The sequence below is a fragment of the Rheinheimera pacifica genome, assembly GCF_900108485.1.
Lineage (GTDB): Bacteria > Pseudomonadota > Gammaproteobacteria > Enterobacterales > Alteromonadaceae > Alishewanella > Alishewanella pacifica.
On the sequence record NZ_FNXF01000007.1, the window covers coordinates 1 to 23,626 of the forward strand.

Here is a 23,626-nt window from a genome sequence, read left to right on the forward strand (position 1 = left end):
TTAAAGGTAAGCAAGTCAGTGATTTACTGGACGTGATTGAAGATCGCTACGAGCAACGCAGCACGATCATCGTCAGTCAGTTACCGGTCTCAGAATGGTACGGTCTGATGGATAACCCGACTGTCGCAGATGCGCTATTAGACAGAGTGATCCACAACGCCCACCGACTAGAATTAACAGGTGAGTCACAACGTAAAAAAACACTGGTTCAGGGTGAAGAAGTCGGGTAAAAAGAGAGCATAAACGAAGGTCAGATCATGCTGGCCGGATCACACCGAAACGCCTGGCCGGATGAAACCGGAACAGGTGGCCGGACAAACCGAAATACGCATCATTTGCTGGTTACAAACGAGCGAAGTATCTAACATGGGTACTCTACGGGCATAGCCCCGACTGAACGATCACCACCTCCATAGGAGGTGGTTTAAGGCCGACAAAAAATCCCGGCAAAGCCGGGATTTATTCTCAGACACAAAGCATGGTTTCTATTAGAACTTAATATTAGCCGACAATGTGTATCTGCGGCCAACAACATCGTACAGAGATGGATCTGTGCCCGATTGGACATTCGGTGAATATACTGGCGGGGCTTTATCAAACATGTTATTCAAACCAAGGCGGAACGAATAGTTAGTTCCAATGTTATAAGTAACTGATGAGTCCCAGTAAGTTACTGACCCTACGCCTTGCGGGCTGGTTTCAAGAGGAAACTCTGGAGTCAGACGGTTGTCCATCCCATGAATATATCTGCCCCGTAACGCGATATCAAAGTCTCCTAAGGTCAAACGAGTATTCAGGTTAGCTTTCCACTCCGGGAACGACTCGCCTAAACCAGCGCCGAAGTAACCAACTGTGCCTTCATATTTTACTGCAGGTAGATAATCACGCTGTTGCGTTTCATATTCCAGCAAATGGTTCACATATAAATCCATTTTGAGGCGATTACCTTGCAACCAAGCTGGTTCAAAACTCCATGCCGCCTGTACATCAATACCTGAAGTCTTAATGTACCCGCCATTAATAGTTGGCGTAGTCCCCTCTTGCGTAACCGGGTTATTAACTTGAGTTACATCACCACCACCACCACGTACCAAAGCGCGGCATGGAGCATAATCAGCACTCAGATTCGGGTTGTTACCGTAATAATTGTAACAATCTGCAATCACCAGCTGTGGGTTAGGAGAAATGATCGCGTCTTTAATATCAATGTTGTAATAATCTACTGCAATTACCAAGCCTGAATCAAATGTCTGCACAGCACCCAATGTAAAGGTATTTGCTTTTTCAGGCCCCAACTCTGTATTGCCTGTCAGGTCGGTACGCGTTTGGCTACCCGGAGACTGAACATACACGTTAGTATTATTTACGCCTGTTGCCTGACACAAGGCTGCGCCTGCAGCACCAGTAATGTTACGGAAATCAGTACCAACCGAGCACGGGTCAAAATACTGCGGAGCAGACAGCGACTGATTGAACAACTCACCGAAGTTAGGGGCGCGTACAGCTTTTTGGAACGATGTACGGATCCGCGGCAAATCTGACGTAACAACCCAGCTTAATTCCGCTTTAAAAGCGTTATTTCTATCTTTTTTACTCTTAATGTTCTTAACGGTATCTTCAAATTCAGATTCTGAAATCCGAAAACCAAGAGATAAGTCCAATGAATCGGCAAAAGCAACTCCTTCCAATACCGGTATAAAAGCTTCTGCGAATATATCAAAGAAATTATTATTACCTCCTGCCGGAGCGGCAGCGTTCAAACCAGAGACGGGACCACTTAATGCGCCTGGGTTAAAGTCATACTCAAATTTACGTGACTCAATACCAAACACGGTGCTTAGCATACCTGCTGGTAATTCAAAAGCATCACCTGAGACATACGCCTGCCATATTCTCTGATTCAGCTCGTTTACGGTGGTATTATCAATACTCACATAATCAATACATGCTTGGGATACAGTTTGACGGCCAAATGGGTTATAGCCCCCTTCACAGCGGCTGGCACCACCATCGGGGGCTTCAAGCAATTCTTGGATCCGTTGAGTATTCAAATTACCGGTCTGTGCAGTACTAATAGTGGTTTTACCTTCCATCGCGTACGCATCCCATGTCCAGTCAGCACCGATGTCACCACTGAAACCCATCATATACTGAATAACGGTATTATCCTGGATTGAACTACGTAGCCCCCCCATAATGAGCGAGAACGGATCTGGAATGGTTCGTCTGCACCACTACCCACCAAACCTGGGTTGTCGCCGGTGCGTGAATTTAAAATTGTTCTGAAATCGTTAGAAATAAAAGGGTTTGTTACAGGAACAACTAAATTACCCGCTATCGTAGTGCCTGGAGTAATAAGACCTGTTTTTACGGTTTGTGGATTAGTACCGGTTAGACTTTGACTGTTTACAGTAGGGAATGGTGTTGGTGCCAATGCCGTCTGCGATTCATAATTAGTCCAGGATACCGAAGCAAATACCCGTAAACTGTCAGAGAGATCGTAATCAAACTTACTACTAAACGTTTTGCGCTCCAGTGGCAACACTAACAAGTTAACTTCATCGAAGTTATAACTATAAAAGTCCGGGAAAAATTTTTGATTAACTGATAAATCTACCGGATAACGCCAGTTCTCAACGTTTACATTCTCATTCCGTGGCACTCCACGTGAATACAAGCTACCATCACTGTTAAAACCAATCAGGTTTGCATTCGCTGGCACACTACCGGCAGGAACGCCGTAGCCTGCAAAAACTGCATCCACTGCGGCCTGGGTAGGCGAGTTACCTGGTGAAAAATACAAGCCCTCCGGAAAAAAGGTAGTGGTTGACGTAGCCATAGCGGCAAAAGGCCGCTGCGCCTTAATCAGCTCCTGTCGTTCTGAATAGTCAAAGGCAATGATCGCGTTACCTTTACCACCCTCAAAATTTGATCCCAGCACTGCAGAAAAGCCGTTTTCACGTGCATCACGGTTCTTGTCATGGTTCGAATGGGTAGCACGGAAATCGAAACCCTCAAAGTTACGCTTTAACTTCAGGTTAACTGCTCCTGACACCGCATCTGCGCCGTAAGCAGCACCGGCGCCCCCTGTGATGACCTCAATACCTTCGATCATTGCTGCAGGAATGGTATTTAAATCCACCGTCATATTTGCCTGAGATACCATAACCCGACGACCATCCACTAACACCAGGTTACGGTTTGAACCCAAGCCTCGCAGGTTGACATTTGATTGTCCGCTATTGCCGGGGTTATTCGAAGTGGTACCTCCTGCAGGGTTGACCTGTGGCAAGGTATTCAGATAAGTGTCAATAGTAATATCAGCCCTGGCATTAAGCTCTTCGGCATCAACGGTATGAATCGGACTGTTAGAGACTAAGTCTGCCCGCATAATGCGCGACCCGGTTACAGAGATGCGCTCAACTTTTTGGGCCTCAGTTGTATCTTGTGCTACCACGTTAAAAGCCGAGGTTGCAGCAGAGGCTGCGCCGAAAGCTATCGCTAGTCGCACAGCTTTTGTTAATTTATTATTTGTATACATGTTTTCTCCCTGGATCACTGTTCAGCAGCAATTTTATTTTTACCCAAAACCACCCATCGTCAAAAAACACCACTTCATCATAGATAAATGGCATATTGACGCATTTATCTTAGCTCTAGTATTTCTGATGTAGCAACATTTTCTAAAAAACTATTTTTAGCCATTGGATATTCATCATAAAAAATCACTTTTAAATCACACAAAAAAACATATGTTAAATACACAGCAAAATAAAGCACATTTATACCATTAGATAAAAAAATGCTCAGATACGTGCAACGCCTACGCCACGAAAACAGTGAATGTGTAAGAGCCAATCTGCCATTTGCATCTGAACTTGAATGCTTTGCCAGTAAAGCGCATTACGTATACAATTAAACAACTGTATATAAATACACATCAAACATGTTAAGTGACCAGCTAAAAAGCCAAATTCGCGCTATACATACGCGCATAAAGACTACCCTGCCTAATTACCAACCCAGGCCGGGGCAGAATCAGTTAGTGGCTGAGATGGCTAAAATAGTCTCTGGCACTTATCACCGCCATGAGCGTATTGGTTTAATCGAAGCTGGCACCGGTACCGGTAAATCCCTGGCTTACATGCTGGCGGTTATCCCTTATGCACTAGCGCAGAAGAAAAAAGTGGTGATTGCCACGGCTACGGTGGCGCTGCAGGAACAATTGGTAAATAAAGATCTGCCGTTTTTTCAGCAGCACAGTAAACTGTTGTTTGAGTTCAGCCTGGTAAAGGGGCGACAGCGCTATGCTTGTATTGAACGTGTATGCCAGCAGCAAAAGCATCCTGAGTTATTTGCAACTGCTAACGATGCAGCTTTTGACTGGCAACAGTTGCTGGATAACTGGCAGCAGCGGAAATGGCTGGGCGACAGGGATACGTTGGCCACACCATTAACTGAAGATTTGTGGCAGCGTATTGTTGCTGATCCGCTGCATTGCAGTAAAACAGACCGCCGCCATATGAACTGTCCGTTTCACCTAGCCCGGGCCGAGGTAAGTAACGCCGATGTGTTGGTGGTAAACCATGCCTTACTGCTGGCAGATTTATCCAGTGGTAACAGTATATTACCGCCTCCCGAAGAAACGCTTTATGTGATAGATGAGGCGCACCATTTACCCGATAGCGCGCGGGAGTTTTTTGCCGCTCAGGCCCAGCTTACTCACAATAGTGTTTGGCTGGAAAAGGCGGCTAAAACCATTCAACAGCTGATTACCCTGCTGCCGGCTACCGTGATGAAAGAGTTATTACGCTTTGATGATAGCTGCAATGAACTTAACAGTTTACTTAAACCTATCGAGCGCTGTGTAAGCGAATTTAAGCCGCGCTGGTTTGGTGAAAAAACGGAGTTTCGTTTTACAGACGCCGCTCTGCCAAAGTTGTTTCAGCAGCAAGCCGAGCAACTGGCACAAATAAGCCAGAAGGCGCTGACGCAACTGGAAAAAATTCAGCAGCATTTGCAGGAAAACGTCACTGAACAGCAACTACCGCTAAAGCAAAGCATGAACCTGTTGCAGGAGTTAGCATACCTGCGCCAAAAAATGGAGCAACAACAAGCACTGTGGCAACTGTATGCTGCAGAGCAGGAAAAAAATGTTTATCAGGCACGCTGGGTTGAGCTGCAAAATCAAAGCCAATACGTTATTGGCCATGCTTGCCCGCTTGGCGTGGCAAATAAGCTGGAGCAACTGCTATTTACCGACGCCTTTGCGGTGCTCCTTTGCTCTGCAACACTTACGGCCCTGAATTCATTTCAGTATATTAAGTACGATTTGGGCTTAACACAATTTGAAGGTGTACAAACATTGCAGGTTGCATCGCCTTTTGCCTACGCAGAAAAAGGCCGGATTGTTATTCCGAAAATGCAGACAGATCCCACAGAACAGGCCTATACCGACGAACTGGCAACACTGCTGCCTACTTATTTGCCCGACGATCAGGCCAGCCTGGTGTTGTTTGCCTCATACTGGCAAATGCAGCAAGTCGCTGAAGTACTGCGTAAAAAGAAGTTTTCGCTATTGGTACAGGGCGAAGCTTCGCGCCAGGCTTTACTGCAGTTACACGGCGAAAACTGTAAACATAACCGCACCAGCATTTTATTTGGCACCCAGAGTTTTTCTGAAGGACTGGATTTACCGGGTAAACTGCTAACCAATCTGGTTATTACCAAACTGCCTTTTGCAGTACCTACCTCGCCTCTGGAAGAAGCCTTAGCGGAGGCGATTACCAAAAAAGGCGGTAATGCGTTTTTGCAACTGACTATTCCTGCTACCTCAAAGAAACTGGTGCAAGCCTGTGGTAGACTGCTACGCCAGGAGCAAGACGAAGGCAGAATAGTGATCCTTGACCGGCGTCTGGTAACTAAAGCTTACGGCAGCGCAATGTTAAATGCCTTGCCACCGTTTCGTCGTCAAATTGAGTATTAACAGGAACCTGCTTTGTTCGCTGAATTAGCTGTAGAACCTTCTGTATTGTTGATCCTCTGCGCTGTTGCATTCAGTGCCGGTTTTATTGACGCTATTGCCGGCGGTGGCGGCCTGCTGACAGTACCGGCATTGCTTACCGCGGGCCTGCCTCCGCATGTGGTGCTGGGCACCAATAAGCTGGCATCAACATTTGGCTCTCTTACAGCATCCGTTACCTATTACCGTAAAAAACTGTTTAATCCGGTTTTTTGGCGCCGCAGTTTATTCTATACCGCTATCGGTGCAGTGTTGGGCACGCTGGTTGTAGACATGATCAGTAAAGAAGCATTGGAAAAAATATTGCCGCTGCTTATTTTATTGGCTGCCATCTATACCCTGTTTAACCGCATGCAACCGGACGACGCCTTAAAGCTACCGCCGCAAAACGCTAAGTTATTCTGGCAACAACGGGCGCAGGGCCTGACTCTGGGCTTTTATGATGGTATTGCCGGTCCGGGTGCCGGGGCATTCTGGATGGTGTCCACTATGGCACTGTACAAAATCAACCTGCTGCTAACCTGCGGCGTGGCGCGCACGATGAATTTTGTCAGCAATGGTTTTTCGCTGGTAGCTTTTATTGCTTTGGGCCACGTGAACTTTGCCCTGGGTATTGCCATGGGATTATGCCTGATGCTGGGCGCCTGGCTGGGTGCGCACTCAGCTATTAAATTTGGCAGCCGCTTTATCCGCCCGGTGTTTATCTGTGTGGTTATTGCTATAGCCCTGCGTCTGGCCTGGCAGGCCTGGGGCAGCTAAATGGATTTACTGGCTACGTTAACCCATCAACTGCAACAGCTGCGGCAACAGGCTGAGAATATTGATCAGCAACAGGTGGCTGGCAGGCCGCAAAACTGGTTTGACAGCGCCCTGTTCAGTTGCCGCTCGCCACACTTGACTGACTACGTTGGCGAAGCACAACGCAACCTGCGCCATGTGCAGGACAGCGGCATCAGTGCCATGACTAAGCAACGTCTGGTGCAACGTTTAAGCGAACAAACCGCAGCCCTGACCCAGGCATTTCGCAATGTTGATGTAAGACGGAAAACTAACAGCAGAGGCGGCAAGCTTAAAGCTGTGGTACAACAAATAAGCGCCAGCAGCCAGCAGTTGTACCAGCAACTGAGTGATACCCAGGAGTTTGAGCGCCGCTTACAGGATATGATAAGCCTGGCTAACCGGGAAAATTCGGCCGAAGCCATACAGCGCACTTTGGCTTTACATGCCCGTTTAGGCCGCTGTCGCAAAGCGTTGTCAGACATAGAGCGGCAAATTCAGGATCTGGAACGGCGGAACTGATCTGATGTTAATAGCTAAACCAAAGCTCAGCGCGCTGCCTGCCATGTTGTATCACCCTTGTTACAGTGAGCTTAACCTGCCTGACCGGCACCGTTATCCCATTGCCAAATACCGTACTTTGTATCAGCGCCTGCTGGATATCGGGCTGCCCGAGAGCGCCTTTACCCTGTCAGTACCTGTAACTGCAGAGCAACTGGCAGAGGTACATTGCCGTGCTTATATTCAAAGCCTGGCTGATGGCACTATTGCGGCCAAAGCCATGCGCCGTATTGGTTTTCCCTGGTCGAAGCAACTATTTGAGCGCTCACTGTGCTCTTTAGGCGGCACGCTGCAAACAGCTCAGGCGGCCCTTAACAGTGGTATAGCGCTGCATTTAAGCGGTGGCTATCACCATGCTTTTTATGCCGAAGGCTCGGGTTTTTGTTTATTTAACGATCTGGTGGTGGCCGCTAAGGCCATGCTGACACAGGGGTTGGATAAAATTCTGCTGTTGGATCTGGATGTACATCAGGGCGATGGCAGTGCGCTGCTACTGGCCGACGAGCCGCGCATTATTAGTTGCTCTGTGCATTGTGAAAAAAACTTCCCGTCGCGCAAACAACATTCAGACTGGGATATAGGGCTGGCAATAGATTGCTCCGACACTGACTATTTACAGGCAGTGCAGCAAAGCCTGCAAACCTTACTTAACTGGCACAGGCCGGATTTAGTAATTTTTGACGCCGGTGTAGATATTCACCAACAGGATGAACTGGGGTTACTGAATATCTCTACCGGGGCTTTATATCAACGCGATTTGCTGGTGCTGCAAAGCTGTGTTGAACAGGGGATACCGGTTGCCGCCGTTATCGGCGGAGGTTACCAGCGCAACATTGATGCGCTGGTACAACTGCACCTGCAGCTGTTTAAAGCTGCTTTTACGCTGCACGGTTCAGACTTCGCCGGCAAAATAGAAACCTAAGCGCCGTTTTACCTGGGCTGGCAGCACGGGTAAGTCTGCTTTTGGCAACAAGAAGGTTGCCATATTAAACAAGTCGGTAAAAATACGGTTTTTCTCTGTCGTGCGTTTTAAATAATCATGCCCGGACGAGCCACCAGTGCCAATTTTGGTACCCAGCATACGTTGTACCATCATGGCATGTTTGTAGCGCCAAATGGTTAGCAGCTCATCAATTTCGGTTAAACAGGTTAGCAACTGAAACGGCAGATTAAAAACCGGTTCTTCCTGATACAGGCTGATAAACAGCGCCGATAACATCGCCCGCTGGCTTAACCGGAATGCACCGGATTGTTGCAGTTGCGCATACTTATCTTTATCCAGCAGTGCAGCAAACTTCTCCGCGGTGCGGGCAATTTCGGCCAGCTGCAGTTCGCGTTCATGTTCGGCAATCTGTTCAATGGCCTGCACGGTGCTTTTATCTTCTGATAGCATGGCCTCGGTGGCTTGCTGATACATCTGCCAGAAGCTGAAGTTTTCCAGCTCAAGAAACGGCATCCGTTCCAGCCATTTTTCAATCCGCTCAAACAAGCTGGGCTCATGCTCCAGTTGCTGTAAAAAGTTACGATCTTTCTCATTCAGCCGGCTGTAAAAAGAGTTTTTATCAAAGTCGATACGAAAATCACTTTTTAAGCCCAGGCCAATTTCCAGCATTTTAAACTGAATGCTCTGGAAGCCGGATGCCGGCACCAGATAATCACGAAATGACATAAAATCCTGTGGTGTCATCGTTTCAATCACACCAATCTGCTGATTGAGCAGTTGCTGAATCGTGATCACCCGCTTTAATTTATGTACTATGCCGGTAAGCTGTTCATCTTTAACTTCTTCACCGGCAAACACATCCATCACGGCCTTTAGTTCGTGCAAAATTTGCTTAAACCACAGCTCATAAACCTGATGCACAATAATAAACAAAGTTTCATCGTGAGCCTCAGCAGCGTATTTGGCACTCTCCGGCGCCTGCGCTGTCAGTATTTTGTCCAGTTGCAGATAATCGCCGTAGTAGCAGGGAGTGGTATTTTTTTGCATTGCAGTTCTTCTGTCATGATCCTGTCGCGCATTGTAACAGCGAAGTGAGCTAACTCAATCTTTCAGTGGTCTTTTGCCGTAAAGCTGATTATGCTTTGAGCTGACTGTAAACAAGATTGAGGCAAGTATGAAACTGGACGACGATATCCACAACTATTATGAAAAACTGACACTGGATCATATTGTTGAGTTGGGGCTGGACCAGCAGAAAGATGCTGAGTATCTGGCCGATCTATGCTGTATTTCGTTAAACCTGCTACCGCCGCGTTATATCCGCTACGAAGTAGATATGGCGTTTTATCTGCCACAAAGCGAGCGTTTTGAGATGCGGATGAAAGTAAAAGAAGCCGTTGCCAGAGCGTGCCAGTTTCTGGACAATAACGCGTGAGTACTGAGCTTGCTCAGGCTCCCGCGCATGTGCAACTGGCAGTAGATTTAATTATGCTGCTGGAGCAACATCAGATAGATGCCAATACCGCACTTTTGGCATTAGATATAGTGAAAAAAGATTTTGAACAGAAGCGGGATTTGGGTGGCAACCCCACCAGCCACATCCCGGCACATACGTCATAAACTGTGGCTGCTTCCTTCCGGACCTGACCAGGTTCGCTTACTAGTATTGCGAGAGGACCAATGGGGTTACCATTGAACTGCTGAATCCTCAACAGGCGCGCATTATGCGCAAAAGCAGGCGTTGTTGCAAGCCTGCTTTTGGCAAAATTGGCTACTGCAGCAATTGTTTGTAGCGCTGTAATACCGCTTTAAAGCGTTGTTGGTTGTCCGGCCCCAGCCGCAGCATTTGCTTTTGCGGCGCTGGCAGCTGCTCTATCGCCGGATCAGCAAATACATATACTACTGAGGGCCGCTCCAGTGTCAGCGGGTAACTTACTTCTGGTGTCTCCAGCAGTACGTCGATAGCCGCTATCAGCTTGTGTTTAAATAACTCGTCCGGGTATCCCAGCTCAGCATAAGCTTGCTGTAGTAATGGCTCGTAACGGTTAAACAGGGCCAGCATCTGCTCAGCAGGCACGCTTTCAATCAACTGAATATACGGCTGATAACGGGCAAAACTGCTTTCATTCAGTTGCATGGGGTCACCTTCACCGAGGGCAAATTTTTGCTCCAGCGGGCGTAACAACCGATGACCGGTAGCAAGCTGCCCTTGCGCGATATTGTCGGTTTGCACAACAAAATTACGCAACATCTCTTCGGTAACAAAAAGGCCAGCCAGGCCGGAGCGCCAGTTTAATGCCAATAAACGTTGTTTAACCTCAGCATCTGACTCATCCAGCACTGGTAACGCCACCTCAGGCTCTGCAACAGCTTCTGTAACCCCTGGTTCAGTTACTTGCTCTGGCGAGGGTTCAGTAGTATCAGGTTCTAACGTATCTTGCTCTGGTTCTGTTTCAGGCTGTGGCGTTACAGGCTCTGTGATTGCAGGCGGCAATAAATTAATTGCCGGCTCCTGCTCGTCATCTTTGGCCAGTAACAGCCATAGGGCAATAAGTACTACGATGACGATAGCGGCTATGCCTGCGTAATATAACTGCTGATTATTGTTCGGTTTTTGTTCTGCCATAACAACCTCGGTAGCGATCTGACGGTGTAACGCGATTAAGCGTTGCATTCTTTAACGATTCCAGCAATATACTAAGCAATGAGCCTGTTGTCTGGAAAAAGTTCAACTTCTGTTATGTCTGAACACGATGTAAAAGCCGCAAAAAAGACGGCATTATTATTAACTGGCGGCGGAGCCCGGGCGGCTTATCAGGTCGGGGTGTTAAAAGCGATAGCACAGCAGTACCCCCGTAGCAGTAAATTGCCGTTTCAGATCATCAGTGGTACGTCTGCCGGGGCCATTAATGGTGCCGCGATGGCATGTTATGCCTCCTGCTTTCATCTTGGCGTTAAAAAGCTGGAGTGGATTTGGCGCAACTTTCATACTGATCAGGTGTATTACTCTGACTACCCCAGGGTGTTCCGGCAGATACTGCGCGGCATTTTCAGTGCATTTCAGGCTGACTACGCCAATAAAACAGCGGTTAGCCTGTTTGACAACAAACCACTGCGACAGATGCTGCTCAAAGTATTGGATCTTAAAAGGATTGACCGCAATATTATGGGCGGCTATCTGTCCAGTATTTCGGTTACCGCCTCGTGTTATAACAACGGCGACTCAATCACTTTTTTCCAGTCAGATCAGGCGCAGGAATGGCGCCGGGCTAAACGTTGTGGCCAGCGTACCTTGCTGGGTGTGCATCACTTAATGGCATCTGCGGCTATTCCACTGGTATTTCCGTCAGTGCGTATTCATCAGCAGTATTTTGGCGACGGCTCAGTAAATCAGCTGGCACCACTTAGCGCTCCTATTCACCTTGGCGCAGATAAAATACTGATTATTGGCGTGGCCGATCCGCGTAAGAATGAACACAACCAGCGGATGATGCATCATCCGGGGCTGGCAACCATTGCCGGGCATTTGCTTGATACTGTTTTTACCGACAGTTTAAACTCGGATCTTGAACGCATGCAGCGGGTTAATAACACCATTCAGACGATGCAACAGCACGGCATAAAAACGGATCTTAAGCCGGTACAAAGCCTGTTTATCAACCCCAGCCAAAACTTTAGCCAGATTGCCAGCGAGCATTTTTTATCTCTGCCCATGGCGGTACGTACCATTTTGAGAATGACCGGCATTCGCCAGCATTCAGATTCCAGCCTGGCCAGCTATTTACTGTTTGAACAGCGCTATACCCGCCGGCTAATTACCCTCGGTTATGAAGATGCCACAGCTCAAATGGACACTATTTTGCAGTTTCTTGCCGATGACAACCACTAATTAGCTGTCAAAGCTTTGGCATTTTGGCCACAGCTTTGTTTAGCAAATTTGCTATCACACTGATAATTATTACTATAATATTTCTGGCCTGTTATTTGCTTTATTAGAAAAAAAGCATCAACGGATCCCCATATGGAATACCTGTTAGTACACGAGGTTGCCCTAAGTAACGCCCCCAGCTACGCAGCTATGACCAAACTGCAGCACTGGCCTGAGCTGGCAGAATGCGCAGAACAAAGCCTGATCAGCCAGTTGCAAACCACGCTGGATATTCAGCAACAGCTGAATATTATTTCTATGGCGGTAGGCAAAGTTTTGCCGTTGTCGGCCCTGACGTTAAAAACCGCGGTTGGTGACTTCGAGGCCATCGGTTCAAGGCCTGCGGATATTGAGCATCGCAGTGTGTTGGTGCTAAACCAACAATGCCTGGCCGAACTGATTTATCAGAGCGAATATGCCTTTACCCCGATGATTCAACGCGAGCTGTTACTGCTTGAAAGCGAATGGCTGTTTGCGCTGCGCAATGCTCTGGTGGTATGCCGGTTACAACAAATGGCGCTGAAAGACACGCTAACCGGCCTTGGCAACCGCCGCTTTTTTGACGACAGTTTTGATAAGGCCATACAGTTGGCAAAACGCCATACTGAACCTTGTGCCTTACTGTTACTGGATTTAGATAACTTTAAGCAGGTTAATGACGTTGCTGGCCACAGCGCAGGCGACGACGTATTGTTGGCGGTAGCGGATTGTCTGCGTGATACGTTGCGCGCCACAGACAGCTTATTTCGCTTCGGCGGAGATGAATTTGCAGTGATTTTAACGGCACAGGATGCCAACTGTGCTGAGCTGGTTGCCCGCAGATTACTGCGTGCAATAAACCAGCATCATCTATGCAAACAATATGAGGTAAGTGCCAGTGCTGGCCTGGCTTTACTTAGCACACCGGAGCAAAGCAGTAAGCAATTGTTTGCTGCCGCTGACAACGCTTTATATTCAGCGAAAGACGCAGGTAAAAGCACGGTACGGGTGGCCTAATCCTGTTTTTGCCAGCTCAACCAGCACTTTGCCTGCTGCGGATCAGTGCTTGAAGCGAAACCTGCTACTGCAACCAGTTCGCCATTAACCAACAGCAGCGGCACCTGCAGCCGCAGCCAGGGCGGCACCTGCCATAACTTAAACCACTGTTTTAATGGCTTACTTACCGCACTGCCCGCAGGCTTAAACCGCAAGCTTAACTGGCCAAATACAATCTCTGCTGACATTGCTGCCAGCGGCAATGCGTCAGGCTGTGGCTGTGCAGAAAAATACAAACTGCTGCCACAGGGCAGCTGTAGTTTTGCTTCCCCCTGCCAGCTTAAACCTTGCACCGGTGCCGCGACCTGCGCATCCGTTAGCAGGTAAAGCTTGTCCGCAAAGCGGCGTAACTGATAGTTACCGCATACCAACACAGGTGTAGCATCGCCACGGGCGGCAATAACCTGCTGTTTTAGCGTAGTAAGCCAATGAGTTTGTGGGTTTAATGCATAATTCTGCAGCCAGCGGCGGATCACTAAATCTTGCTGCAAAGGTATCAGTTTTGCCAGCTCTGTCAGCAGCAAGGTATTATTACGTACACAACTTTGTTGTGCCTGTTCGGTGTAATAGTCAGCCAGTTGCTGCAAATCTGCCAGATGCTGCATGCTACGCCGCGCAGTAGCAATAAATTGCGGCCAGCGCTGCAGCAGCACCGGGGTAATATGCTGACGGATAAAGTTACGCTCAAAGCGGGTATCTTCGTTGCTGTCATCGTTCACCCAGTTCAGTTGATTCTGCCCGGCATAAACCGCAAGTTCAGCCCGGCTAAAGGGTAGCAAAGGCCGGGACAGCATACCTGCGGCAAAACTGCGCTGCGCGGCAATACCACTTAAGCCGGCGGGCCCTGAGCCGCGCTTTAAGGCTAATATCAGGCTCTCCAGTTGATCATCACCATGATGTGCCGTTAATAATAAGTGTTTGTCTGAGCAAATAAATTCTGCCAGCGCCTGATAGCGTGCCGTACGGGCTTTTAATTCAAGGTTGTCACGGCCAGTCAGCGCTACGCTGCGCTGCACAAATGCTATACCCCGCTCCGTGCACTGCCTGGCACAAAAGTCGCCCCACTGAGCGGCAGAGGCGCTTATGCCATGATTAATATAAACAGCCTGTAGTGCAAATGGCTGCAGTAGCCGGGCTTTGGCCAATAAATCGAGCAATACCATAGAATCCAGCCCGCCACTGAGTGCCAGTACTACATGGCTGTCAGGTTGCAGTTGCAAAGTCTGAAGTAAACTGTCGGGGCTAAGATCGGACATCGGCAGGAATAACCGGTTACATAAAAGAGGCTAAGGCTAACACAAAATAAAAAGCCAGTGCAGAGGCACTGGCTTATCAGCAATAAATTACTGCCTAGCAGTAACCGTAAGACATCAGACGCTTATAACGTACATCTAACAGCTCTTTGCTGCTCATTTGCTGCAGTTTTTGTAAATCGCGCAGCAGCGCCTGTTTTAATGTCTGCGCCATTTGCTCTGGTGCGCGGTGCGCGCCACCCAAGGGTTCAGGCAACACTTCATCAATCAGTTTCAGCTCTTTAATCCGCTCGGCGGTAATGCCCATGGCTTCAGCAGCCAGTGGCGCTTTTTCAGCACTTTTCCACAGGATTGAGGCACAGCCTTCCGGCGAAATAACAGAGTAAGTACTGTACTGCAGCATATTGACTTTATCACCAACCCCAATCGCCAAAGCGCCACCGGAGCCGCCTTCGCCGATCACGGTGCAAATCACCGGTACTTTAAGCCCTGCCATTACCTTTAAGTTACGGGCGATAGCTTCAGACTGGCCGCGCTCTTCGGCACCAATACCCGGGTAAGCACCTGGTGTATCAATAAAAGTCACTATCGGCAGCTTAAAACGCTCGGCCATTTCCATCAGGCGCAGCGCTTTACGGTAACCCTCCGGACGGGGCATACCAAAATTACGTTTGATTTTTTCACGCGTGTCACGGCCCTTTTGGTGGCCAATCACCATCACCGGAATATCACCTAACCGTGCGGTACCACCAACAATAGCCTGATCATTAGCAAAAGTACGGTCACCGGCTAAGTCATCAAAATCGGTAAACATATGCTGAATATAGTCCAGTGTATAGGGCCTAAGCGGATGACGCGCCAGCTGCGCGACCTGCCATGCACCTAACTCGGAAAAGATCTTTTTCGTCAGCCCCTGGCTTTTTTCTTTTAGTTTGTTGATCTCTTCTTCTAAACCCAAATCGTAGTCACCATTGCGGCTGACGTTACGTAATTCGTCTATTTTTGCTTCAAGTTCAGCAATAGGTTGCTCAAACTCTAAATAATTCAGCATCATCGACTGTCACTACCTAATTAATTAAATTCCAGTTCTATTGTTGCCAATTGCTTTAACTGGTGCAACAAAGCGTCGGCTGGCGTTATCCACCATTGTGTCCCAAGCTGTAACATCACTTCGCCTTCCTGGCGTTGATAGCGGAGTTTAACCGGCACCGTACCTGCTTTAAATTCACCCAGTACCTGCTGCAATCTTTGCAGGTAATTGTGGTCTATTTGTGCCGATTGTACAGTGATATTCAACGATCTCAGAGATTTTTCCCTTACCTGAGTAATCTCGCTGACATCGCGGCCGGTCATTGTAAGGCCACCGTTAAAATCATCAAAGCTGACCTGTCCCGTTATTACCAGGATCCGGTCTTTTTGTAGCTGTTGTTCGAAGTTTTCCAGTAAATCCGGGAAAAACCGTACATCAAGCCGCGCAGACTTATCATCGAGCGTAACAATAGCCCAGCGCCGGCCTTTTTTGTTAATCATCACCCGCACTGATACCACTAAGCCGGCAACAGTGACACTTTGATCTTTCCTGGTTGGCTGCAGTTCCACCAACCGGCAATTAATATAGCGCGGAATTTCTTCCAGATAACGGTTTATCGGATGGCCGGTTAAATATAAGCCTAAGGTTTCACGCTCACCTTCCAGCCAGACTTCATCTGCCCACGGCTCTACCTGCTTAAACGCTGCCGCAGCGTGCTCCGGCTCAGGGCTTAACAAACCGAATAAGTCATCCTGCCCTACGGCCTGTGCTTTAGCGTGCTGCTCGGCGGCTTTCATTGCCTCTTCCAGCGTGGCTGACAACGCAGCACGGTGCGGGCCTAAACGATCCATGGCGCCGGACAAAATCAGCTTTTCTATAACACGACGGTTAAGCTTTTTTAGATCAACCTTGGCGCAAAAATCAAATAAGTCGCTAAAGCTGCCATGTTTGTTGCGCGCTTCAAGAATAGCTTCTATCGGGCCTTCACCTACACCTTTAATGGCACCTATGCCGTAAACAATGTGGCCTTGCTCATTAACGGTAAACTTATACACCCCGGCGTTAACATCGGGCGGAATAAGCTTTAGTTTCATCCGCTCGCATTCATCCACCAGCGTTACAATTTTATCGGTGTTGTCCATATCGGCCGACATTACCGCTGCCATAAACTCGGCCGGGTAATGCGCCTTCATCCACAGCGTTTGGTATGACACCAGCGCATAAGCGGCAGAGTGCGATTTATTAAAGCCGTAACCGGCAAATTTTTCTACCAGATCGAAAATCTTAATTGCCAGATCCGGGTCTATGCCATTTTTCGCCGCACCTTCCTGGAAGGTATCGCGCTGTTTGGCCATCTCTTCGGGCTTTTTCTTACCCATAGCCCGGCGTAATAAGTCGGCGCCGCCAAGCGAGTAACCCGACAGCACCTGAGCTATCTGCATTACCTGTTCCTGATACAGAATAATGCCGTACGTCGGCTCAAGAATTGGCTTTAATGAATCATGCTGCCAGGTCGCATCCGGATAAGAGATAGCTTCACGGCCACGCTTACGGTCGATAAAGTTATCTACCATGCCCGATTGCAACGGCCCGGGCCGGAACAATGCTACCAGAGCTATCATATCTTCAAAGCAGTCTGGTTGCAGGCGGCGGATTAAGTCTTTCATACCGCGCGATTCGAGCTGGAATACTGCCGTGGTATCGGCTTTTTGCAGTAAATCGAAGCTTCGTTTGTCTACCAGCGGAATGCTGTTAATGTCGATGCTGTCGCGGCCTTCTTTCTTTAGCCGCGTATTGGCCATATTCACTGCCCATTGCAAAATGGTCAGGGTACGCAGGCCTAAGAAGTCGAATTTAACCAGGCCGGCATATTCCACATCGTTTTTATCAAACTGGGTAACCGGGTTGTTGCCTTCATCATCGCAGTAAAGCGGGGAGAAATCGGTAATTTTAGTTGGCGCTATAACCACGCCACCGGCGTGTTTACCGGCGTTACGGGTTACACCTTCAAGCTGACGCGCCATATCAATCAGATCTTTTACTTCCTGATCCTGAGCATACAACTCCGGCAGGCGCGGTTCTTCTTTAAACGCCTGCTCCAGCGTCATGCCGGGTGTGGGCGGGATCAGCTTGGAGATGCGGTCAACAAAACCATACGGGTGGCCGAGCACCCGGCCAACATCACGGATCACCGCTTTGGCGGCCATAGTACCAAAGGTAATAATTTGCGATACTGCTTCACGGCCATACATATCGGCAACGTGATCTATTACTTCGTCGCGCCTGTCCATACAGAAATCGACGTCAAAATCGGGCATTGATACCCGCTCAGGGTTTAAGAACCGCTCGAACAGCAGATCGAATTCCAGCGGGTCTAAATCAGTAATTTTAAGCGCATACGCCACTAATGAACCGGCACCTGAACCACGCCCCGGCCCTACCGGAATATCATTATCTTTACTCCACTGAATAAACTCCATCACTACCAGAAAGTAGCCGGGGAACCCCATCTGGTTAATAACGTCCAGTTCTATTTGTAACCGCTCATCATACTCGACACGTTTTTGTGCCCTCTCACTGGCATCAGGGAACAACTGCAGCAAGCGCTCTTCCAGGCCTTCGCGTGATTTCATTACCAGAAAATCAGCGTCTGTCATGCCGCCGGTAGGGAACGCCGGCAGAAAATACTCCCCCAGCCGGATGGTGACATTACAACGTTTGGCTATCTCAACGGAGTTTTGCAGTGCTTCTGGCAAATCAGCAAACAGCTGTTGCATTTCCTGCTCAGACTTCAGGTATTGCTGTTCAGAATACAATTTAGGCCGGCGCTTATCGTCCAGCGTAAAGCCGTCGTGAATAGCAACCCGGATCTCATGGGCCGGAAAGTCTTCCGGTTGTAAAAACACCACCTCGTTGGTAGCCACCAGCGGCAAGTCATATTGCTCGGCTAAGGTAACGGCTTTTTGAATATACAACTCTTCATCCGGCCGCCCGGTTCGGGTAATTTCCAGATAAAAGCGCTGGGGAAAATGCTGCTGATAAAACTGCAGTAGCTGGGTCAGGCTTTGGCCGTTTTCTTTTAACAGTGCTTTACCAACCAGGCCATCCTTAGCACCGGATAAGATAATCACGCCCTGGGCAAACTCAGCCAGCCAGTCATGCTCAATTTGTGGTTTGCCTTCAACATGACCACGCAGATAGGCTTTGGAAATAAGCCGGCTAAGATTCTGATAACCGGTGTTATCTGCTGCCAGCAGCAGCATGCGGCTGCTCTCGCTGCCAAATAACGGATGTTGCACCCAGCAATCAACGCCGATGATAGGTTTAATACCGGCTTCATGGGCTGTACTGTAAAACCGCACCAGACCGCAAAAATTCATTTGATCAGTCAGCGCCAGTGCTGGCATTGCCAGCTTTTGTGCTGCTTTAACGATGGGCTTAACTTTGGCGACACCGTCGATCATCGAAAAATCGCTGTGTACGCGCAAATGGATAAAGGCAGGAGAACTCATAACTCCTGTTGCTCCAGCATCTGTCGTACCGGCTTAAAGCTACGCCGGTGCTCACTTAATACACCATGGGCACTAATGGCAGCCAAATGAGCAGCTGTGGGGTAACCTTTGTGCGCAGCAAAACCATAATCCGGGTAAGCCTGATGCAAAGTGTGCATTTCAGTATCACGTGCCACTTTGGCCAAAATAGAAGCGGCACTGATCTCCGGCACCAGTAAATCACCTTTTACTACAGCACTGGCTGGCACGCCAAAATCTGTGGTGCGGTTGCCGTCTACCAGTACCCATTCTGGTTGAATACTCAGCGCAGCCACGGCGCGGCGCATTGCCAGCATAGTGGCGTGTAAAATATTAAGCTGATCAATTTCTGCAGGCTCAGCCCTGCCAAGCGCCCAACACAGAGCATTTTGCTTAATGAGTTCAGCCAGCTCAGTGCGGCGCTTTTCAGACAATTTTTTTGAGTCGGTAAGCCCGGCAATGGGTTTATTAGGGTCTAATATCACTGCAGCGGTTACCACAGCACCAATTAACGGGCCGCGGCCAACTTCATCCACGCCGCAAATCAGCTGTACGTCAGGTCGTTGATACAACATCATCTGCTACCTGTAAAATTGCTTCTGCCGCTTTGATGCTGGCATTACATTTAATACTTTGATGAATAACCCGGTACTGCTGCAACAAGGTAGCCCGCTCTGAACTTAGTAAGGGTACCATCGCATTTACCAGAGCCTGCGGCGTCACCTGATGCTGCAATAATTCCGTAACCATACCACGCCCGGCCAGCAAATTTGGCAAACTAAAATGCGCCAGCTTTACCAGCCGTTTGCCAATTTGATAAGTAAGCCAATTAGCCCGGTAAGACACCACCATCAGGCACTTGGCTAACATGGCTTCAAGTGTGGCGGTACCTGAGGTAATAAAAGTTGCATCAGACGCTAACAATACCTGTCGGGCCTGGCCGGTAAATTCGGTGATGTGCAGCTCTGGCGCAATCTGCTGTTTAATCGCATTAAACTGTGCGGCCTTTGCCTGCGTCACCATATTGGTAACGAACTGTATATCGGGGAACTGTTGTTGTAGCAGTAATGCGGCCTGCAGAAAATCACCCGCCAGCAGTTTAATTTCATTGGTACGGCTGCCAGGCATAATCGCCAGTACCAGCTTATCCGGCTGTAACCCCAATTCGGCTTTTGCTGCGGCTTTATCCACGTCCAGCGGCATCGTATCGGCCATGGTGTGGCCAACAAAAGTACAGGGTACCTGATATTTATCGTAAAAAGCTTTTTCAAATGGCAGCAGGGATAACACCATATTGGTGGCGGCAGCAATTTTAAAAATACGTTTATGCCGCCATGCCCACACTGACGGGCTAACGTAATGTACGGTTTTAATGCCGGCTTGTTTCAGTTTTAATTCAACCGGCAGGTTAAAATCGGGTGCATCGATACCCACAAACACATCGGGTTTATCAGCCAGCAAAGCAGCAAGAATTTCGCGTTTAACCTGCAGTAAGCGTGGTAAACGGCCAAGCACCTCAACAATGCCCATCACCGCCAGCTCTTCCATATCAAACAGCGCGTTAAAACCCAGTGCCTGCATACGCGGCCCGCCAATGCCGTAAAACACCGCATCCGGATGCATAGCTTTAAGCGCGCTGATCAGATCAGCACCTAAAATATCGCCGGAGTGTTCCCCGGCGATAATGGCGATTTTTAAAGGCGTCTCAGTAATCGCCATCAGCGCACTATGCCTCTGCTGGCATTAGCGATAAAGTCGGTAAAGAGTTTTAACTCAGGCACTTCTGCGGCTCTATCCTGCAGTGCCGCCAGAGCTTCTGCTACTGTCTGGCCTTTGCGGTACACTTCTTTGTAGGCACGGCGTATCTCCAGCAACGCTTCGCTGTTGTAGCCACGGCGTTTTAAACCTTCAGTATTAATACCGCCGGGCACGCAAGGTGCGCCATGTACCATCAGATATGGCGGTACATCTTTTAATACAATAGAGCCGCCGCCGCAGAAACTGTGCGCGCCGATGTGTACAAACTGATGCACACCGGTCATACCACCTAAAATAGCCCAGTCGCCAACATGTACGTGGCCGGCAGCCTGAGCACTGCTGGCAAAAATGGTGTGGTTACCTATCACGCAGTCGTGGGCAATGTGTGTGGTATTCATAAACAGGTTATGGTTACCAATAATGGTTTTACCCTGATCCTGCACCGTGCCACGGTGTACAGAGCAGCCTTCACGGAACACGTTATAGTCACCAACAATCAGTTCGGTGGCTTCACCTTTATACTTTTTGTCCTGACAAGCTTCGCCAATGCTGGCAAACTGAAAAAAATGATTACCTTTACCGATTGTGCTGGGGCCTTTAATCACTACATGCGATTCGAGTATGCAGTCATCCCCAAGCACAACGTTATGGCCTATATAACAAAGTGGGCCAATTTTAACGTTATTACCAAGCTTAGCGCTGGCTTCAATTACAGCAGTTGGATGGATCACGTTATAACTCTCTTCTGGCACACATCAGCTCAGCCGAGCAGACAATCTGGCCTTCAACTTTAGCTTCGCCGTAAAACTTCCACATGTTGCGGCGCTCTTTTAAAAATTTCACTTCCAGTATCATCGTATCACCTGGCAATACCGGCTTTTTAAAACGCGCTTCATCTATAGCGGCGAACAGGTAAAGTTCATTCTCTGAACGCTCGGTAACGGTTTTAAAACCCAGAATGCCTGTAGCCTGAGCCAGGGCTTCTAAGATCAGCACACCAGGAAAAATAGGCATTCCCGGAAAATGACCGGTAAAAATAGGCTCATTAATAGTGACATTTTTAAGCGCCGTCAGACTTTCGCCCGGCGTGAAATCCAGTACACGATCAATCAGTAAAAACGGGTAACGATGTGGCAATAATGCCATAATTTCCTGAATTTGCAGGCTATTAAGTTGGTTAGCCAAAGCTATTCCTCTGTCTAGTGGTCAGCATCCTGTGCTTTTTGCACAGTCGCAAGCTGGTTTTCCAGTTGCTTTACCCGCTGATAAAGTTGGTCTATTTGCCGCAGCTTAACGGTGTTTTTTCGCCATTCAGCATTGGTTGTTGCCGGAATACCTGAAGTATATACGCCTTTCTCTGTGATCGGCTTCATTACCATTGCCATACCGGAAATATGCGCACCGTCACAAATCTCAATATGGCCATTAAGCACCGCCGCGCCACCAATAATACAGTAACGGCCAATTTTGGTGCTGCCGGCAACCACGGTACAACCGGCAATTGCTGTATGATCACCAATGCGGACATTGTGTGCAATCTGGCACTGATTATCGATAATTACGTTGTTGCCGATAACGGTATCTTCAATCGCACCGCGATCTATAGTGGCATTGGCACCTATTTCACAATCGTCGCCAATAGTCACGGTACCGGTTTGCGGTATTTTAACCCAGTTGCCACGTTCGTTAGCAAAGCCAAAACCGTCTGCGCCCACTACAGCACCACTGTGCACTATACAACGCTTGCCAATATTCACCCGATGATACACGGTAACGTTAGCCCAAAGCCGACTACCGTCGCCAATAATTGCCTGTTCACCGATAAAGCAGCCTGCTCCAATTTGCGCAGCATCGCCAATGACAGCACCGGCAGCAATAATAGCATTAGCGCCAACCGATACACCGATGCCTAAGGTTGCACTGGCATCAATCACTGCCGTCGGATGAATACCCTTTGCTGCGGTTGGTGTTGAATCCAACAGCTGGGCCACCCGGGCAAAAGCAACGTAAGGGTCTTTTACCACCAGAGCGTTAACGCCTGGCGCAAGAAACGGGGCATCATCTGCAGTGATAAGCACAGCAGAGGCAGAAGTTTCGGTTAAGAATTTGCGGTATTTGCTGTTAGACAGGAAGCTAATCTGGCCACTGCCAGCATTTTCCAGCGTTGCAATTGAAACGATGCTGCAAGCAGCATCGCCAATTAGCTGAGCATCTACCTGCTCAGCCAGTTCTGTTAAGGTATAACTTGCCATTATTTTGCTTTACTTGCCTGGGCCACAACAGCTTCAGAAATGTCATATTCTGGTTTGGCATACACTGCTGCACCGGAATTCAGCACCATATCAAACTTTTCGCGCTCTGCTACCACATCAATAGCCGCTTTAATCAACGCCAATACTTTATTACGCTCTTCAGCCTGACGGTTACGGATTTCTTCATCCAGTGGCCGGGCTAATTGCTCATATTGCTGACGCTGATTGGTTAACGCAGTTTTCAGCTCGTCTTGCTGCTTTTCGCTCATGGTAGGGCCATCGCGACGCAGTTTTTCAATATTGAAGTTAATATCTTTTTCCAGCTTTCCTACCGCTTCAATACGCTTGGCAAACTCATTTTTGATGGTTTCCTGCATTGCAGCCGACTGAGGAATTTGTGCGGCAACAGCTTGTACGTCAACAAAAGCAATTTTCATCTCTTTTGCAGCCACATTACCCGCCAGCACTAAACCGGCAATCAGTAACACAGCAGATTTTACAATTTTACGGTTAAACATCTTATATTCCCTATTATTC

21 protein-coding genes, 1 other RNA gene and 1 pseudogene are annotated in these 23,626 nt (G+C 48.4%); 9 read left to right on the forward strand and 14 right to left on the reverse strand.

Going from position 1 to position 23,626, the window contains the following annotated elements:
- The coding region (locus BLW68_RS10435; RefSeq protein WP_177172210.1) for an ATP-binding protein at positions 1 to 230 on the forward strand (230 nt) is incomplete at its 5' end.
- Positions 231 to 488: 258 nt separating this feature from the next.
- Here BLW68_RS10435 and BLW68_RS10440 read toward each other — a convergent pair.
- Positions 489 to 2,195, reverse strand: a complete 1,707-nt coding sequence (locus tag BLW68_RS10440; protein ID WP_092793045.1) for a TonB-dependent receptor domain-containing protein — start codon at positions 2,193 to 2,195, stop codon at positions 489 to 491.
- Positions 2,144 to 3,541 (reverse strand): TonB-dependent receptor plug domain-containing protein, encoded by a 1,398-nt coding sequence (locus BLW68_RS10445; protein ID WP_092793046.1) that lies wholly within the window; start codon positions 3,539 to 3,541, stop codon positions 2,144 to 2,146. The genes BLW68_RS10440 and BLW68_RS10445 overlap by 52 nt, the downstream gene beginning before the upstream one ends.
- 405 nt (positions 3,542 to 3,946) lie before the next feature.
- Between BLW68_RS10445 and dinG the strand changes: the two genes are divergently transcribed.
- From dinG to BLW68_RS10465, 4 genes are read left to right on the forward strand one after another with little or no spacing between them, the layout of a single operon-like run.
- Positions 3,947 to 5,986: an ATP-dependent DNA helicase DinG gene (gene dinG, locus BLW68_RS10450; protein WP_092793048.1), complete on the forward strand. Its 2,040-nt coding sequence runs from the start codon at positions 3,947 to 3,949 to the stop codon at positions 5,984 to 5,986.
- A 12-nt stretch (positions 5,987 to 5,998) separates the two neighbouring features.
- Positions 5,999 to 6,781 carry a sulfite exporter TauE/SafE family protein gene (locus tag BLW68_RS10455; RefSeq protein WP_092793050.1) on the forward strand — a complete coding sequence of 261 codons (783 nt, stop codon included), beginning with the start codon at positions 5,999 to 6,001 and terminating at the stop codon, positions 6,779 to 6,781.
- Entirely contained in the window at positions 6,782 to 7,321 is a 540-nt protein-coding gene (gene priC, locus BLW68_RS10460) for a primosomal replication protein PriC (RefSeq protein ID WP_092793053.1), read from the forward strand.
- A 4-nt stretch (positions 7,322 to 7,325) separates the two neighbouring features.
- Positions 7,326 to 8,282 carry a histone deacetylase family protein gene (locus tag BLW68_RS10465; protein WP_092793056.1) on the forward strand — a complete coding sequence of 319 codons (957 nt, stop codon included), beginning with the start codon at positions 7,326 to 7,328 and terminating at the stop codon, positions 8,280 to 8,282.
- On the opposite strand, the gene BLW68_RS10470 is transcribed toward BLW68_RS10465, so the two are convergent.
- Positions 8,253 to 9,350 (reverse strand): tryptophan 2,3-dioxygenase family protein, encoded by a 1,098-nt coding sequence (locus BLW68_RS10470; protein ID WP_092793057.1) that lies wholly within the window; start codon positions 9,348 to 9,350, stop codon positions 8,253 to 8,255. The two genes, BLW68_RS10465 and BLW68_RS10470, sit on opposite strands and share 30 nt — an antisense overlap.
- A gap of 127 nt (positions 9,351 to 9,477) precedes the next feature.
- On the opposite strand from BLW68_RS10470, the gene BLW68_RS10475 reads away from it, so the two are divergent.
- Both BLW68_RS10475 and BLW68_RS21680 read left to right on the forward strand, forming a co-directional pair.
- Positions 9,478 to 9,738, forward strand: coding sequence for a late competence development ComFB family protein (locus BLW68_RS10475; protein ID WP_092793059.1), 261 nt, complete (start codon positions 9,478 to 9,480; stop codon positions 9,736 to 9,738).
- Positions 9,735 to 9,860 (forward strand): annotated as a pseudogene (locus BLW68_RS21680) (DUF2496 domain-containing protein); the annotation flags it as partial. The gene BLW68_RS10475 and the pseudogene BLW68_RS21680, both read left to right, overlap by 4 nt.
- 29 nt (positions 9,861 to 9,889) lie before the next feature.
- Here the strand turns inward: BLW68_RS21680 and ffs are convergent.
- Positions 9,890 to 9,986, reverse strand: an RNA gene (gene ffs, locus BLW68_RS10485) — signal recognition particle sRNA small type.
- Between the two features lie 88 nt (positions 9,987 to 10,074).
- On the reverse strand, positions 10,075 to 10,977 hold the full coding sequence (locus BLW68_RS10490) for a DUF3014 domain-containing protein (protein ID WP_218141351.1): 903 nt from the start codon (positions 10,975 to 10,977) through the stop codon (positions 10,075 to 10,077).
- A 66-nt stretch (positions 10,978 to 11,043) separates the two neighbouring features.
- Between BLW68_RS10490 and BLW68_RS10495 the strand changes: the two genes are divergently transcribed.
- On the forward strand, positions 11,044 to 12,192 hold the full coding sequence (locus BLW68_RS10495; protein ID WP_092793331.1) for a patatin-like phospholipase family protein: 1,149 nt from the start codon (positions 11,044 to 11,046) through the stop codon (positions 12,190 to 12,192).
- Positions 12,193 to 12,324: 132 nt separating this feature from the next.
- Positions 12,325 to 13,227 carry a GGDEF domain-containing protein gene (locus BLW68_RS10500; protein WP_092793061.1) on the forward strand — a complete coding sequence of 301 codons (903 nt, stop codon included), beginning with the start codon at positions 12,325 to 12,327 and terminating at the stop codon, positions 13,225 to 13,227.
- Here BLW68_RS10500 and tilS read toward each other — a convergent pair.
- The 9 genes from tilS to BLW68_RS10545 all read right to left on the reverse strand — a co-directional run bounded on the left by tilS (position 13,224) and on the right by BLW68_RS10545 (position 23,607).
- A complete protein-coding gene (gene tilS, locus BLW68_RS10505; protein WP_092793063.1) occupies positions 13,224 to 14,522 on the reverse strand; it encodes a tRNA lysidine(34) synthetase TilS in 1,299 nt (432 codons plus the stop codon). The genes BLW68_RS10500 and tilS overlap by 4 nt on opposite strands.
- 94 nt (positions 14,523 to 14,616) lie before the next feature.
- Positions 14,617 to 15,573 (reverse strand): acetyl-CoA carboxylase carboxyl transferase subunit alpha, encoded by a 957-nt coding sequence (gene accA, locus BLW68_RS10510; protein WP_092793066.1) that lies wholly within the window; start codon positions 15,571 to 15,573, stop codon positions 14,617 to 14,619.
- Positions 15,574 to 15,590: 17 nt separating this feature from the next.
- Positions 15,591 to 19,061: a DNA polymerase III subunit alpha gene (gene dnaE / locus BLW68_RS10515; RefSeq protein WP_092793068.1), complete on the reverse strand. Its 3,471-nt coding sequence runs from the start codon at positions 19,059 to 19,061 to the stop codon at positions 15,591 to 15,593.
- Positions 19,058 to 19,657 (reverse strand): ribonuclease HII, encoded by a 600-nt coding sequence (gene rnhB, locus BLW68_RS10520; RefSeq protein ID WP_218141352.1) that lies wholly within the window; start codon positions 19,655 to 19,657, stop codon positions 19,058 to 19,060. Before rnhB ends, dnaE begins: the two co-directional genes overlap by 4 nt.
- Positions 19,635 to 20,798 carry a lipid-A-disaccharide synthase gene (gene lpxB, locus BLW68_RS10525; RefSeq protein ID WP_092793073.1) on the reverse strand — a complete coding sequence of 388 codons (1,164 nt, stop codon included), beginning with the start codon at positions 20,796 to 20,798 and terminating at the stop codon, positions 19,635 to 19,637. The genes rnhB and lpxB overlap by 23 nt, the downstream gene beginning before the upstream one ends.
- Complete coding sequence (lpxA, locus tag BLW68_RS10530; protein ID WP_245728314.1) at positions 20,798 to 21,589, reverse strand: acyl-ACP--UDP-N-acetylglucosamine O-acyltransferase; 792 nt, start codon at positions 21,587 to 21,589, stop codon at positions 20,798 to 20,800. The genes lpxB and lpxA overlap by 1 nt, the downstream gene beginning before the upstream one ends.
- Positions 21,570 to 22,022 carry a 3-hydroxyacyl-ACP dehydratase FabZ gene (gene fabZ / locus BLW68_RS10535; protein ID WP_092793077.1) on the reverse strand — a complete coding sequence of 151 codons (453 nt, stop codon included), beginning with the start codon at positions 22,020 to 22,022 and terminating at the stop codon, positions 21,570 to 21,572. Before fabZ ends, lpxA begins: the two co-directional genes overlap by 20 nt.
- 14 nt (positions 22,023 to 22,036) lie before the next feature.
- Positions 22,037 to 23,089: a UDP-3-O-(3-hydroxymyristoyl)glucosamine N-acyltransferase gene (gene lpxD, locus BLW68_RS10540; RefSeq protein WP_092793079.1), complete on the reverse strand. Its 1,053-nt coding sequence runs from the start codon at positions 23,087 to 23,089 to the stop codon at positions 22,037 to 22,039.
- Positions 23,089 to 23,607, reverse strand: a complete 519-nt coding sequence (locus BLW68_RS10545; RefSeq protein WP_092793081.1) for an OmpH/Skp family outer membrane protein — start codon at positions 23,605 to 23,607, stop codon at positions 23,089 to 23,091. Before BLW68_RS10545 ends, lpxD begins: the two co-directional genes overlap by 1 nt.
- Positions 23,608 to 23,626 lie beyond the last annotated feature (19 nt).